This window comes from Nostoc sp. T09 (assembly GCF_002154695.1).
Taxonomy (GTDB): Bacteria; Cyanobacteriota; Cyanobacteriia; order Cyanobacteriales; family Nostocaceae; genus Aulosira.
In genome coordinates this window covers 1-12,998 of the sequence record NZ_MTAV01000010.1, presented here as the reverse complement: position 1 = coordinate 12,998, position 12,998 = coordinate 1, and the positions used below count along the sequence as shown (strand labels likewise).

At 40.9% G+C, this 12,998-nt stretch carries 13 protein-coding genes and 1 pseudogene; 5 read left to right on the top strand and 9 right to left on the bottom strand.

Features of this window, described 5'->3' with window-relative positions; all coding sequences use genetic code 11:
• Positions 1 to 51: 51 nt before the first annotated feature.
• Entirely contained in the window at positions 52 to 657 is a 606-nt protein-coding gene (locus tag BV372_RS03735; RefSeq protein WP_086683470.1) for a pentapeptide repeat-containing protein, read from the top strand.
• An 88-nt stretch (positions 658 to 745) separates the two neighbouring features.
• Here BV372_RS03735 and BV372_RS03730 read toward each other — a convergent pair whose 3' ends face one another.
• From BV372_RS03730 to fraC, 3 genes are all read right to left on the bottom strand, one after another.
• Positions 746 to 1,525 (bottom strand): ABC transporter permease, encoded by a 780-nt coding sequence (locus BV372_RS03730; protein WP_086683467.1) that lies wholly within the window; start codon positions 1,523 to 1,525, stop codon positions 746 to 748.
• Positions 1,526 to 1,693: 168 nt separating this feature from the next.
• Positions 1,694 to 2,734 (bottom strand): septal junction protein FraD, encoded by a 1,041-nt coding sequence (gene fraD / locus BV372_RS03725; RefSeq protein WP_086683463.1) that lies wholly within the window; start codon positions 2,732 to 2,734, stop codon positions 1,694 to 1,696.
• A 65-nt stretch (positions 2,735 to 2,799) separates the two neighbouring features.
• On the bottom strand, positions 2,800 to 3,339 hold the full coding sequence (gene fraC, locus BV372_RS03720) for a filament integrity protein FraC (RefSeq protein ID WP_179197971.1): 540 nt from the start codon (positions 3,337 to 3,339) through the stop codon (positions 2,800 to 2,802).
• Between the two features lie 249 nt (positions 3,340 to 3,588).
• Between fraC and BV372_RS03715 the strand changes: the two genes are divergently transcribed.
• The 3 genes from BV372_RS03715 to BV372_RS03705 all read left to right on the top strand — a co-directional run bounded on the left by BV372_RS03715 (position 3,589) and on the right by BV372_RS03705 (position 6,920).
• Entirely contained in the window at positions 3,589 to 4,725 is a 1,137-nt protein-coding gene (locus BV372_RS03715; RefSeq protein ID WP_086683457.1) for a cob(I)yrinic acid a,c-diamide adenosyltransferase, read from the top strand.
• Positions 4,726 to 5,058: 333 nt separating this feature from the next.
• Complete coding sequence (locus BV372_RS03710) at positions 5,059 to 5,679, top strand: hypothetical protein (RefSeq protein WP_086683454.1); 621 nt, start codon at positions 5,059 to 5,061, stop codon at positions 5,677 to 5,679.
• Positions 5,680 to 6,572: 893 nt separating this feature from the next.
• Positions 6,573 to 6,920, top strand: a complete 348-nt coding sequence (locus tag BV372_RS03705; RefSeq protein WP_086683451.1) for a KGG domain-containing protein — start codon at positions 6,573 to 6,575, stop codon at positions 6,918 to 6,920.
• A gap of 250 nt (positions 6,921 to 7,170) precedes the next feature.
• Here BV372_RS03705 and BV372_RS03700 read toward each other — a convergent pair whose 3' ends face one another.
• Positions 7,171 to 8,319, bottom strand: a complete 1,149-nt coding sequence (locus BV372_RS03700) for an alanine--glyoxylate aminotransferase family protein (protein WP_086683448.1) — start codon at positions 8,317 to 8,319, stop codon at positions 7,171 to 7,173.
• Positions 8,320 to 8,511: 192 nt separating this feature from the next.
• Between BV372_RS03700 and BV372_RS03695 the strand changes: the two are divergent.
• Positions 8,512 to 8,901 (top strand): annotated as a pseudogene (locus BV372_RS03695) (DUF1499 domain-containing protein).
• Positions 8,902 to 9,572: 671 nt separating this feature from the next.
• Here BV372_RS03695 and BV372_RS03690 read toward each other — a convergent pair.
• The 5 genes from BV372_RS03690 to BV372_RS03670 all read right to left on the bottom strand — a co-directional run bounded on the left by BV372_RS03690 (position 9,573) and on the right by BV372_RS03670 (position 12,871).
• Complete coding sequence (locus BV372_RS03690) at positions 9,573 to 10,355, bottom strand: class II glutamine amidotransferase (RefSeq protein WP_086683548.1); 783 nt, start codon at positions 10,353 to 10,355, stop codon at positions 9,573 to 9,575.
• A gap of 167 nt (positions 10,356 to 10,522) precedes the next feature.
• Complete coding sequence (locus BV372_RS03685) at positions 10,523 to 10,894, bottom strand: hypothetical protein (RefSeq protein ID WP_086683445.1); 372 nt, start codon at positions 10,892 to 10,894, stop codon at positions 10,523 to 10,525.
• A 189-nt stretch (positions 10,895 to 11,083) separates the two neighbouring features.
• Positions 11,084 to 11,404 carry a putative quinol monooxygenase gene (locus BV372_RS03680; protein ID WP_373270739.1) on the bottom strand — a complete coding sequence of 107 codons (321 nt, stop codon included), beginning with the start codon at positions 11,402 to 11,404 and terminating at the stop codon, positions 11,084 to 11,086.
• A 209-nt stretch (positions 11,405 to 11,613) separates the two neighbouring features.
• On the bottom strand, positions 11,614 to 12,231 hold the full coding sequence (gene mtnB / locus BV372_RS03675; protein ID WP_086683442.1) for a methylthioribulose 1-phosphate dehydratase: 618 nt from the start codon (positions 12,229 to 12,231) through the stop codon (positions 11,614 to 11,616).
• Between the two features lie 10 nt (positions 12,232 to 12,241).
• The gene (locus BV372_RS03670) at positions 12,242 to 12,871 is read right to left on the bottom strand and encodes an HAD-IB family phosphatase (protein ID WP_086683439.1); all 630 of its coding nucleotides are present in this window, start codon (positions 12,869 to 12,871) and stop codon (positions 12,242 to 12,244) included.
• Between the last annotated feature and the right edge of the window lie 127 nt (positions 12,872 to 12,998).

Below are 12,998 nucleotides of genomic sequence, written 5' to 3'. Positions count from 1 at the left end.
AGTAAGTTTCACAAAAGACTGTTGCCATAATTTACACCTTGAGGTAATACCATGAGAAATTATGCTGACAAACAGGACTTCATATTAAGTCAAAGTAGGGATTTCAGCGGATGTGACTTGAGCGGAATCGACCTGAGAGCAGTTGATTTGAGTGGTGTTAACTTTTTAGGAGCAGATTTGCGTGGTGCAAATCTATCTGGCTCTATTCTCACTGGTGCTAACCTACGTGAGGCAAATCTCATCCAGGCTTCTTTATGCGAAGCTAACTTAATTGAGGCTGATTTAACACAAGCAAATTTATGTGGAGCAGTATTATGGCGATCGCAATTTAGTGGTAGTAATCTTACGGATGCTTCCTTATGCGCAGCCGATTTCAGCGAAGCTGACTTAAGTGAAGCCAAATTAATTGAAGCCAAATTAATTGAAGCTAAATTAGTGCGAGCAAATCTCGCAGGAGCAAAGCTATGTGGCGCAATCTTATTAGAAGCAAACTTAACTGATGCCAATTTAATTGGTGCAGACCTGACATGGGCAAATTTAACGGAGGCTAACCTGACTGAAGCCAAGCTTTGGGGAACAAAGATGATTTATGCAAAGCTTCTAGACACGATTATGCCTGACGGTACAATTCAAGAACCGCAAATAGTATTTCTTTGATTATGGGTGTGATTATGGGTGCATCTAGTTTGTAGTAAGCACTTTAGTTCTGGTTTTCAGCGCTAAAGTCCTTACTATGAAACCTCGGTTAAAACTCCCGTCGTGAGAATATTAATATAGCGATCGCTAACAGCATAGAACTGTAAAGTAAGCCATAGCCAGCATTAGCTATCAATGCGGTTGGGCCAGGTAATGCTTGCAAACCATAAACAGCATGATTTTTTAAATCTAATCTAGATAAATCAGGCAAGATTAGATACAAAGCTTGAGTTAGGTGTTCAATACTTGGGTTGCGGCTAAGACGACCAAATTTTAATAAATCTTGAGATATATTTCCCATTAAATATACAGCAAAGGTTAAAATTACCGCTAACAAGGAACTAGTAAATGAACCAAACCCAATAGCCGCAGCAGTGATTAAGGATATCTGCAAGAATAAGAAAACAACAGCAATCAAAATGCTAGTTATTGCATAAGGAATGTGCCCAATTTGTAAAAATCCTAAATAAATCACCGTCATGATGGCGATGAGTACAGCTAGCACTGCCGATAAACCTAAATATTTACCAGCGATAAATTCACTGCGGCTGATGGGTTTTGCAATTAATACCAAAACAGTACGTTTTTCAATTTCTTTGTTGACCAGTCCAGTGCCAACAAATATAGCGACTATTAAGGCAATGACGCTCATTAAGACGATACCAAAGTCTAGAAATATCTTACCTTCGCTATTGGCTGCGAATTCTGGAAGGAGGCGAATAGCGGCGGCGAGTATGAGCGTGTAAAAACCAATAATATATAAAACGCGATCGCGGATCACTTCCTGAAATACATTGCTTGCCATCACAAAGATTCGGCTGAAATTCATCATATATTTAGTACCTAGTAATATATATTTATTAGTCAGTTTGCACTGGTGGTAAACTGTCCAAAAAACATCTACGCCCAAATTCTAAATAAAGAATCAAATTTTGTCTCTACTGAAATTCTCGGTTGAAGACAAGCCGCCGATTGTATTCATTTTTGCAAAGTATCTTCAGCGTTGCGCTGGAGGCCAACCAATAATAGGTTTACTAACGCGACCACACTCAATTTCAGCAATAATTGAAGTTGCGTCTGGCTTCTGAGTGGTGGATTTATTTGGAGATTCTGCAATTGGTCGAATCTGGCAAGACTTCTTCAAATAATACCCGCGTGGATCGGAACTAGGACCAGTCCAGATGCTTACTATATCTAATATATATTCATCTTTATTCTTAGGATTAGGATTTGATATCCGTGGTTCAACACGCCATAAATCCTTCTCGTCTTTTTCCTTCAGACGTTTTTCTTGAATTACTTGCTGGGTTAGGTTACTAAGATTGGCATTTGCATTTTGTAGCCATCTCTCTACCTGTGGCCAAGGCTGTTTATCTATTTGTTTCTCTAGTCGTGGTTGAATTTCTCTAAGAATTAAAGCACCGTTTGGTGGAATTTTAGTTGGAAGTTCTGTTCTCACAACAAAAGTACTACGGTTAAAATTATCTGACAGCAAGCTAGGATATTCTTCTAACCAATTATTGACCACAAAGTAAAATTGAATCCAGCAACTTAGAACCATACAGCTGGCAACTAACACTATGACTCTTTGGCGATCTTCTGGTTTAGGAAGTTGAGCTTTGGCATCAGTACCACTTCCTTCAAAAAACTCTGGTATGGCGGTAATTAATCCCGAAATTGTTGGCCAAAGAACAATTGTCCTAGGTGTAATTCCATAGTCCTGTTGCCCAAATGCAAAAACACTAACTAAAAATCCCGTGATTACTGCTCCTACGGGCATATAAGTTCCAGGAACTCTTGCAGGATCATCGGTAGTATACCAAGCTGTACCAGCTATTAAAAATAGCCAACCAAAAAATGCAATTGTATCTCGGATGGCACCAGTCGCAAAGTATGATATCGCCCAAGAAAAAAGGCTCAAATAGATTAATGTCTGCCAGGAATAAGCTCTATCTGGAATTAATAGCTTTCTAATACCTGCATAAACATCGGAAACAAATTTGGTTAATCCTAATAAATCTTTAAATAATATGTTCATACTTGAACCTCTATATAATTTAGCGATCGCTATGTTATTCTGGAGTCAAATTCTTGAACTTACTCTTATTTCATCCGAATCAGTAAAACAAGAGTTATCGCACTATAGCTTAAAGAATTAGCAATTAGCATAGTAGATACTAAATTATTACTAATTAATTTGGATCGGCTCATATACCGCCATTTCTGACGTTCAACAGATGGCGGGTCTTCAGATTTTTTACCGAAGTCTTCATTTAGGGACAGCGAGAATAACCTTAAGAGAAATAATTTAACTATGAATGTGCCAAAGAAGATGATAAAAGCAGTTAAAATAATTAAAGTTTGAGTGTTAGGTGATTTAAAACTATTAAAAAATACAAAATTAATTAATTCTGATTTTAAATTTAGCGGCAGTATTGGCTCGAGCATAAAAAATACTATCCAACCAATGACGCTGGAAAAAAGATTGATAGAGATGGCATAAAAAATGCTGGTTTTTTTGTCAAATTTTAATCTACTATTGAAACAATATGCTTCTATAGAGATAGCCATCAGCAAAAATAGTAAATCAAATAAAACTGCACCAACGGGCAAAACACTGGGAAGTATCCAATTGTCAAACAAATCAGGCATAAAGGTTCAACTGTAAGGGTTAACTTTAGAGAGTATAACTGGCATAGCCACTGTAATGGGGGGAATTAGCTGATGGTTCTTGCTGTTTCCCATCTTGGTGTGCCAATAGTAGGTTACTTATTTGATTAATACAGTTTCCTGAATATTGTACGTAAGTGCTATGATAGCTGCTCTACCTGAGAGTACAAGACGTTCGTTAAGATTAAAAATTGGCACATTACCATTACAGCTTTTCGAGAAATGACAAGGAACGGTATCGGTATTCGCACGGCGCAAGTGCGTCCTGAACGGCTCACTGGTCAAATTCACGTCTACGATGGTGCGGGGAAAGGAAAATCCCAAGCAGCTTTAGGTGTGGTTTTGCGCTCGATTGGCTTGGGGATAAATACACCGAGCAATTCAAATCGTGTTTTATTACTACGATTTTTAAAAGGCCCAGAACGAGATTATGATGAGGACGGGGCAATTGCCGCCTTGCAACGAGGGTTCCCTCATTTAATTGACCAGGTTCGGACTGGTAGAGCAGAGTTTTTTGGTCCTGAAGAAATCACCGCCTTTGACTGTGCTGAAGCCGCTAGGGGTTGGGACGTGGCTAAAGGTGCGATCGCCTCTGGTTTGTATTCAGTAGTGGTTTTAGATGAAATTAATCCTGTTCTGGATTTAGGTTTGCTTCCAGTCGATGAAGTAGTGCAAACACTCAAATCTAAACCTCAGGATTTGGAAATTATTGCTACCGGACGTGCTGCACCGCAAAAGCTGCTCGATATTGCCGATTTGCACTCAGAAATGAAACCTCAACACCACCCAACAGCCAAAGCACTGTTGATTGAGGGTATTGAAATTTACACGGGTGCGGGGAAAGGTAAGTCTACTAGCGCTCTAGGTAAGGCGTTGCAAGCCATTGGTAGGGGAATCAATCATCCTGGTTCTACCCGCGTGATGATTATGCAATGGCTCAAAGGTGGTAGTGGCTACACCGAAGATGCTGCGATCGCCGCCTTGCAGCAGTCATATCCTGAAGTAGTAGATCATCAACGCTGTGGTCGAGATGCGATCGTCTGGCGTAATTCTCGTCAAGAATTAGACTACGTAGAAGCCGAGAGAGGTTGGGAAATTGCCAAGACGGCGATCGCCTCTGGATTGTATAAAACTATCATCCTTGATGAACTTAATCCCACTGTTGATTTAGAATTACTACCTGTTGAACCTATAGTGCAGGCATTACTCCGCAAGCCCCGCGACACCGAAGTGATTATCACCGGTCGCTGTCAAAATCAACCGACATACTTTGACTTAGCTAGCGTTCACTCCGAGGTTTATTGTCACAAACATTATGCCAATCAAGGTGTTGAGCTAAAACGTGGGGTAGATTTTTAAATCGCCATTCGACAAGCCACAGTAAACAAACAGACAACTGAGCACTGAGAAATAATCACGTAAATTATGGACAACAATAATTTGCTCGACTTGGTAACCGGAGGATTGGCGCTTGCTATTCTTGTAGGTGGTTTACTGATGATGTTCACAACTATATTTACCAACAAGAAAAGAAAGTAGAAATAGCAATTAGGGTTATGGGTAATTTCAATGAAGGTATGAGTAGCGATTTAATTGTATTGTTTTAATACAAATTAATGAGTAATTTCTCTAAAGCCTTTTAACCATTTTTTCAATTAGTTTTTATTATCCACCTAGAAAAATGGTTAAAACATGCTGTACCGTAATTTACTTACCTTACCAGTTGTTCTAGCTGTTTTGGGCAGTACACTTCCTGCTGTTGCCATACCCTCTGAGATTTTTACTTCCCAATTGCCAGAAATTCAGCAAAATCTACCACTTGGGTATGGAATGCGCTTACCTGACCAAATTCGCTTAGGTAACGGAAGCGATGCCTACGGCGGTAAACTACGCGATTTGCTGAGTAAACTGATTGTGCGTCTTTTTCCTAGCACTACACCTCGTGGTCTAACTGTGGGCTTGTTTACTTGTGAAACTGCTGCGCAACCCTGTTTAGTAGGCACTTTTAGTGTAGATAGCCCCGATGCTGTTAGTACAGTCCACGAGTTTTCCAAACACAAAACTACAGGTAATGTAATTTCTTTATCAAAAGATATTCAGGGATATTTTTTGGATGGAAGTCTGCAAAACCCCCAACTACCTTTTTCTTCGCTGATGTGGCGTCAGGATGGATTAATCCACACAATCTCGTTTCCGGTGAAAGAAAGGCAGAATATTCTCTTAATGGGTTACTCAATGGTGCATCAGCCACCCATTCGTCACACATACGCCAAATTAAAAAGGCTAGATCCAGTATTCTCGTTGGTTAAATGAGTTAGTTTGACCGATAAGTACACCTCTTGCAAAAATATATTTTTGCAGGAGGGGGAAAGGGAAAAGGTTAAAGGGAAAGGGTTTTGAGTTCCTTTCCCCTTTTCCCCTTTCCCTTTTACCGACTTCTGCAAGAAGTCTAGTATATACCAATGGTGCTTGAATCGAGGATTAAAAATAGTTTAGGCTAAGTTTATACAGTTATTTTCTGAAAAGGTGCAACATGCCAGAACCTCAGAAGAACACTTTAAAAATTGAGCCAGGCACACTAGTCTTGATTGTCTCTGTACTGATCCTTTTGCCTCTGCTGTTAGCTGGGTTTTTATCACAATAAACTATGGATAACCAAGGATTGCCTAGCCTTACTATTTACTAATTTTTGCTAAAATTGCCACTTGGGCGATCGCGCTGTGCAATCTAGAGGATTCCTATTTACTTTTTAAAATATGCCTAGGCTTGGCAATGCTTACTAGATAAGGGTTTTGGTAGTCATTGCCCAGTCTAGACTACTAAATATTTTTTCCAAATGATTTAGGATTCGTATATTTTTTTAAGGTTAATTAATGATGCGATTGTAGAAATTTTCCATGTTAACGAAGTAAGCAAGCTCTGCAAAATCATAATTTGCTTGCTGATTGAAAATAACCAAATCACTATCTATAAATTTTAATCTTCAGCCTTCACAAACTCTTAGACAAAATATCCTCTTACTGCTTCTACTTATGAGCATATATCTGTAGTTGTGTCTTAAACATAAATGATTCACCCTAAGGAGACATGAATCTTACTTAGTTAAGTAGCTAACTTAAAAAAAGATTATTTGACATGAGAAGCCAATTAAGGTTTCTAATGGCTAAAAAGATCAAAAGCTTTAGTTAGTTACAAGGAGTATCAAAATGTCAGACACAAGTAAGCGTGGCTTTGCTTCTATGGATGAAGCTAAGCAGCGTGAAATCGCCAGCAAGGGTGGACAAGCTGCTCATGAAAAAGGTACTGCACACGAGTTTACATCTGAAGAAGCTCGGGAAGCTGGACGTAAGGGTGGCGAAGCTGTGAGCCAAGATAGAGAGCACATGGCTGAGATTGGCAGCAAAGGTGGCAAGAGTTCTCACAAAGGCAGCAGCAGCAGCAAAAATGATGAGAGCGATGATGAAGAAAATGAAGGAAAGAGCACTCGTGGTGGCACATCAGAGCAACATTCTAAGGCTGGAAAGCAAAGCCACAAGAATAAAAAGACTGATTAAGTAATTTAATTTAAAAACCAGCCCGTAACCAACAGCTGAGGTTGATATTTGAGTTTCAACGGACTGATGACTACAGCAGGGTGTATCATCACCAGTTATAGAGTTTGGTTATTTCTTCAACTCTTGCCCAAAAGCCGTTTGATTGTACTTTCTGATTGGAAAGTGCATGTCAAACGGCTTAATTTATAGGTATTTTTAATTGCTGAGAATACAGACGCTAGTTGCGTCGCTGGAGTATCTCTGTGTTATTTTACTTAGGTAAAACCTGCCGCAGTGCTTCTAAAAGTTGATCAACACTTTCTTTTCGGCTATTAAAGCCCATGAGTCCTACACGCCAGACTTGACCAGCTAGTTCACCAAGACCACCGCCAATTTCAATGTTATTTTCATTGAGTAACTGTCGAGCAATTGCTTTGCCATCTACCCCTTCAGGAATACGGACAGTAGTCAGTGTTGGTAAACGAAACTCTCGTTCAACATGCAAACTTAGCCCTAAACCTTCCAAGCCATCCCACAAATACTCTACGTTCTTTTGATGACGTTGCCAGCAGTTTGCCAGTCCTTCTTCAGCAACTAAACGCAGTGCTTCCCGCAGAGCATAGTAAAGATTAATGGGGGCGGTATGATGATAGATGCGTTCGCTACCCCAATATTTACCTAGCAAGTTCATATCCAAATACCAGTTAGCAACCTTGGTACGGCGCTGTTGCAATTTCTCAATTGCACGGGGACTCATGGTAAAGGGCGAAGCACCAGGTGGACAACCCAATCCTTTTTGGCTACAGCTATAGGCGAGGTCAACTCCCCAATTATCTAAAAATATGGGCACACCACCAAGACTTGTAACAGTATCTACTAGCAGCAAAGTGCCAAATTCACGACATACATCGGCAACTCCTTCTAAGGGCTGACGTGCGCCAGTGGAAGTTTCAGCATGAACTAAAGCTAAAATTGCTGGACGATGAGTTTCTATTGCAGTACGGAGTTCATCTAGTGTGAAAACTTGTCCCCAAGGTTTGGTAATAGTACGGACATCTGCGCCATATCGTCCAGCCATATCAACGAGGCGATTACCAAAGTATCCAGCTACACCCACTAATACTACATCACCGGGTTCGGTAACATTGGCGATCGTTGCTTCCATTGCTGCGGTTCCCGTACCGCTAACTGCAATTGTCAGGGGGTTTTCTGTCTGCCATACGTAGCGCAGTAACGACTGAATTTCATCCATAAGTGCCAGAAAAGCTGGGTCAAGATGCCCAACTGGAGAAGTATTCATCGCTTGCAGCACAGCAGGATGAGCATTGGATGGCCCTGGCCCTAGCAGTAAACGGGATGGTATTTTTAAAGGTGCAATTTGCAACCTCTGACTGTCGTTAATTGAGACTGTTGGCGTCATGATTTATTCTCGGATATACGCTACTTACCGGATCATAGAGCGATCGCATCACTGTTGTTTTAATGAGTTGAAGGATTCTTAGCTTTGTGTTGGCAGTAGGGATGGGTCTATTTATCAACTAGTTTGCCTGTGGATAATCATTTCTTCTAGAGTGAAATACAGCTTTAGTCACAAATATTTGCAAATAAAATTATGGTGTTTTTAGGCAAACGACCAAATAATTTAGGGGTGAATAACGGTAAATTAGCACCCTGTCCTAATAGCCCTAACTGTGTCTCCAGCCAGAGTACAAATGCAGTTCACCAGATTGCTCCACTAACTTTCACATCTACCCCAGAATAGGCCATAGCTAATCTCAAAACTATTATTCAGTCCTTACCAAGAACTCAGATAATTACCGAAAGCCCTGATTATTTGTATGCAGAATTTAAGAGTGCCTTACTAGGTTTTGTCGATGATGTCGAGTTCTATTTAGACCGGAATGCAAATGTTATCCAGGTGCGTTCAGCTTCCCGCTTGGGTCAGAGCGATTTAGGTGTCAACCGTCAACGCATAGAGATTATTCGCACCAAGCTCAACTAAGTAGACTAAGTACTTCCAAATTCTAAATAAAATCCCACGGCTAAAAGTACGTGGGTTTTCTGTTTCAAGAGCTAAATCCCAACCTTAGCTTGTTTTGACAATGAAATTAAGCTCAATCCTCATAATTTCCTCAGCTTTTATACAGATGTATGAGCATCAAAGTTTTAATCAAGGCGAAACCATAAATTCTCAAACAGCTAAACCCAAAATTTACATCTCATACATCTAATCAACTTTTTAACTATGTGTAATTTCTATAGGTAGAAGAAATTGATTACCGTATTTCTAGCTATTTGCCACCTCAGCATTTCTACGGTTGTAGCTTGACTTAACAAAACTTAATTTTTTGATAATGATTATTTGACTTCATAATTAGCGTAAAATTTTCAAGTTTTAACTAAATTTATAAAAGATGATTGGGATTACTAGCTAGTAGAAAATTTATATAGAAAGCAAGTAGTTAAACAAGAACAAGTTAAAGCTATTATGTAAAAGACAATAGCGGAACTTTTATTTGATATATCTCAACGAGTAAATAGTGAATTTTTGAGTTGCGATCGCAATCAAGAAGTAATTTTAGAAGCACCAATTAGTTCCACAAGCGCACAGATGTGTTTCAAGCAAATGCAAGACTCTTGGAACAAGTAGACTACGAAAGTTTTTTATTTTGTTTATTTAGCCGAATCTGATAACACAGGTAAACCGTCCTGAAAAACTAGAAGTTCTCCAGGTTGGATGATCGTCCAAACTTCGTTGTCTGTGAGGGGAGTAGTAGCGATAACAGCGACGCGATCGCTTGGTGAAGTCAACTCCCGAAAATCTACAGTCATATCTTGATCGATCAAGTGAGCCGCAGCAAAGGGCGCTTGACGCACAATGTAGCTAAGTTTAGTTGAACAGTAGGCAAAAAAGTGTTCTCCATCCGAGAGCAAGTAATTAAACACACCCGCTAATGCAAGCTGCGCAGTAACTTTACTTAGTACTGGATACAGTTCCTCTAGCGGCGGCTTACCTTGAGGAAAGCTTTGTCGGAGAGTTTCTAAGATGACGCAGAAGGCTTTTTCACTGTCTGTATCACCCACAGCTTGATAAAAGCCCATGTTTTCAGGAGCAAAGTCTGGCAAATTACCGTTATGAGCAAACACCCAATATCTTCCCCAAAGTTCTCTTTGGAAAGGATGACAATTTTGTAAAGCAACTTTACCTTGGGTGGCTTTGCGAATATGAGCAATCACATGGGTAGAGTGGATGGGATAACGCCGTACTAAGTCTGCTACCGCAGAAGTAATAGAGGGTTTCTCATCTAAAAAAATCCGACATCCCTTTTCTTCAAAGAAAGCAATACCCCACCCATCGCTATGATCGTCAGTTTTCCCTCCCCTGGCAGAAAAACCTTCAAAAGAAAAGCAGATATCTGTTGGGGTATTGCAATTCATTCCCAGCAGTTGACACATCTTAAAAACCTGAGACTGATCTCTGGCATTACAATACTTCAGATCGCTGCAAAAGTTCTGGTGCGATCGCTTCAAATTTGGAATTTTCATTAGTCGCACCTATTCTGCTTTTTTATAGACAGTAACAGGTACTAATCTAAAAAATTTCCCAAAATTTTCCTGAAAATCTAAGAGCTGCCATTACCACTCGATCTGAGAAGATATTGCCAGATGCGGCGGATTTCTTCTCTAAAAGCTTCCCGATCGGCTTCTAAATTTTCAATTGAGTGCATAACTACCTCAGTCAGGCTAGCGACATCCTCAGTTAACTGGGCGATCGCCTGGGTGTTAGTAGCTTGTTGTAAAGTGTTTTGGCGAATTTGTTCTTCAAGACGAATCAGCACTTCATCATGTCGAGTCGCTGTTTCGGAAGTGCTGGTTGAAATCTGTGCAACCTGTGTCAACAGCGGAGCTAACTGATTCAGCATTTCCGCGTGAGTTGTCAGCATAGCTTCAAGCCGATCTAATCTGCTATGTGGTTCCGAGCCATTGTGTGTCATGTTCTATAAAGTTTGGTTATTTAAACCATTGTCTAACACCTCACCACATTGAGTGCATTTTCGTGAACTCTTGGGGGATTTATCGTGAATTAGCTGAGATTTAGGGAACTCTGCACTCAGTAAGGAGGCGATCGCTTTAATCTGGAAATTGCACGCAGGATAAGTCTCAAACGATTAAATGCTTTTGCATTAAGCCACAAGATAATAGCGGCGAATATCCGGTGTAGCAGCCACTAAACCTTCTAGTTTCGCGGCTGCTTCTTGGAGATGGGGTGAGTCTAGATGAAGATTCAAAGCTTCGTTAGAAGTCCATTCTTCTACAAAAGTGAAATCTGTGGGATCGTGCTGGTTTTGCAAGAGTTCATACTTGATAGCTCCTGCTTCTTGTCGAGTTGGCTCAATTAATTCCAACAGTACTGCTTTGAGTGCTTCTACTTTGTCGGGTAAAGCAGTAACGCGCGCAACAACGTGAATAGTTTGGTTAGCCATTTGTCCAGAGTCAATAGTCATTAGTTATTTCTCCCCTTTGGATTCGCAGTCGCCAGCAGAGGGAAAACGCCACTTGCTACCCTGCGGGAACGGCTCCGCCGAACAGCGAACAAGCCGGGAAACCCTTTCGGCAGTTGCTCATGGGGGAAACCCCCAAGATCGCACTGCCTCACCAACGCAGTGGCTCCCCTCCCACAGTCCCCACACTCCCTTGTCCCCCTGCTCTCCACTCACCTAAGAGCCGCAACCATATAGCGGAAAATGTATTCTACTATTTCAATATAATTACGGGCTACTGTAGGGGAGGATGCCCAAACTGTCACACCATGATCGCGGATGAGGAGGGCGGGTATTTGTGGAGGAGTAGTTGCAAAGCGCTCTTGAATTTCAGCTGCAATGCGGGAAACTTGTAAATGGTTGGCGAAGATGGGAATTACACAACAAGGGTTCTGTTCGTAAATTCCTAAACCTTTGAGCATTTCTAAAGGTGGTAAAAGCAGACGATCTTCTTGCACAAACCGAGAAACCAAATTGGACTCAATCGAGTGAATGTGGTAACAAGCTTGTATTTCTGGGAAGAGGGTATAAAGTATTTGGTGAATAGCAGTTTCAGCGGAAGGTTTTAAATCAGTTGATGATTCTTCCACCTTGCCATTTGGATAAACACGAACAAAATCGCTGGGTAATAATTCTCCTTTAGAGCGTCCACTAGCTGTAATCCAGAAGCTACCATCGCTGAGTCGAACAGAAAGATTTCCCGCTGTTCCCACCATCCAACCCTGCTGGTAAAAGCTGCGAGCGGTATTGATGAGTTCAAGACGGGAATCGGCTAGCATTGGGTTGGTCATAAAATCAGATTTACTTCCACAATTTCACAAGATAGTCGCGTACTTGCGAGAAGTTATCCCAGTGAATGTAGGGTTTTTTGTGCTCATCTAAATACTCGGCCAGGCGATCGCGCGCAAACACTACATTCGCTTCAAGTGCCATATTTAAATCAGTAATCGAGTCACCGATCGCAATCTTCTGATAAGCCGGATACTTTGACATTATTTGCACTTTGGCAATCAGTTCTGTACCACCCTCATACGGAGAGATCACTTTTAAGTGAGTACTACTAGTATCTACATCCACAGCATGGATAGCATGAACTCGTTGCACTAGGCTATCTAGGACAGTTTCTACCATTCCGCGCAAACCGCCAGAAATCACCACTAAAGGTACTCCCTGAAACTCTAGAAAATCTAGCAGTTCTACAAATCCTGGGCGGATCGGCTGGATTTGAGTAAATTCCAAGATTTCGCTATAGCGTGAAGAAGGAATTGATGCTAGAATTTGCCGGACTCCCTGTCGCAGTGTCAGTCGTCGTGCATACATTTCAGGAAGCAATTTTGCAGACAGTTCAGGTGCAAAATTTTTGAGAACTGCAACAAAGGTTTCTTCTTCTGTGATAGTCCCATCAAAGTCGCAAAACACAATTCGCCTCAAGGCTATCCTCCCAGTCTAAATTTTCTGAATATTTTTGGCTCTACCGTACTTGTTATGCTAAATTCACAGTCTTTAAGAGGGAACAGGGAACAGGGGAAAGAAGCAATATTAAGAAATAATCTGACAA

Coding starts and splice junctions, on each gene's coding strand:
- BV372_RS03735 (WP_086683470.1), top strand. CDS start 52: ATGAGAAATTATGCTGACAAACAGGACTTCATATTAAGTCAAAGTAGG.
- BV372_RS03730 (WP_086683467.1), bottom strand. CDS start 1,525: ATGAATTTCAGCCGAATCTTTGTGATGGCAAGCAATGTATTTCAGGAA.
- fraD (WP_086683463.1), bottom strand. CDS start 2,734: ATGAACATATTATTTAAAGATTTATTAGGATTAACCAAATTTGTTTCC.
- BV372_RS03715 (WP_086683457.1), top strand. CDS start 3,589: ATGACAAGGAACGGTATCGGTATTCGCACGGCGCAAGTGCGTCCTGAA.
- BV372_RS03710 (WP_086683454.1), top strand. CDS start 5,059: ATGCTGTACCGTAATTTACTTACCTTACCAGTTGTTCTAGCTGTTTTG.
- BV372_RS03705 (WP_086683451.1), top strand. CDS start 6,573: ATGTCAGACACAAGTAAGCGTGGCTTTGCTTCTATGGATGAAGCTAAG.
- BV372_RS03700 (WP_086683448.1), bottom strand. CDS start 8,319: ATGACGCCAACAGTCTCAATTAACGACAGTCAGAGGTTGCAAATTGCA.
- BV372_RS03690 (WP_086683548.1), bottom strand. CDS start 10,355: ATGTGTCAACTGCTGGGAATGAATTGCAATACCCCAACAGATATCTGC.
- BV372_RS03685 (WP_086683445.1), bottom strand. CDS start 10,894: ATGACACACAATGGCTCGGAACCACATAGCAGATTAGATCGGCTTGAA.
- BV372_RS03680 (WP_373270739.1), bottom strand. CDS start 11,404: ATGACTATTGACTCTGGACAAATGGCTAACCAAACTATTCACGTTGTT.
- mtnB (WP_086683442.1), bottom strand. CDS start 12,231: ATGACCAACCCAATGCTAGCCGATTCCCGTCTTGAACTCATCAATACC.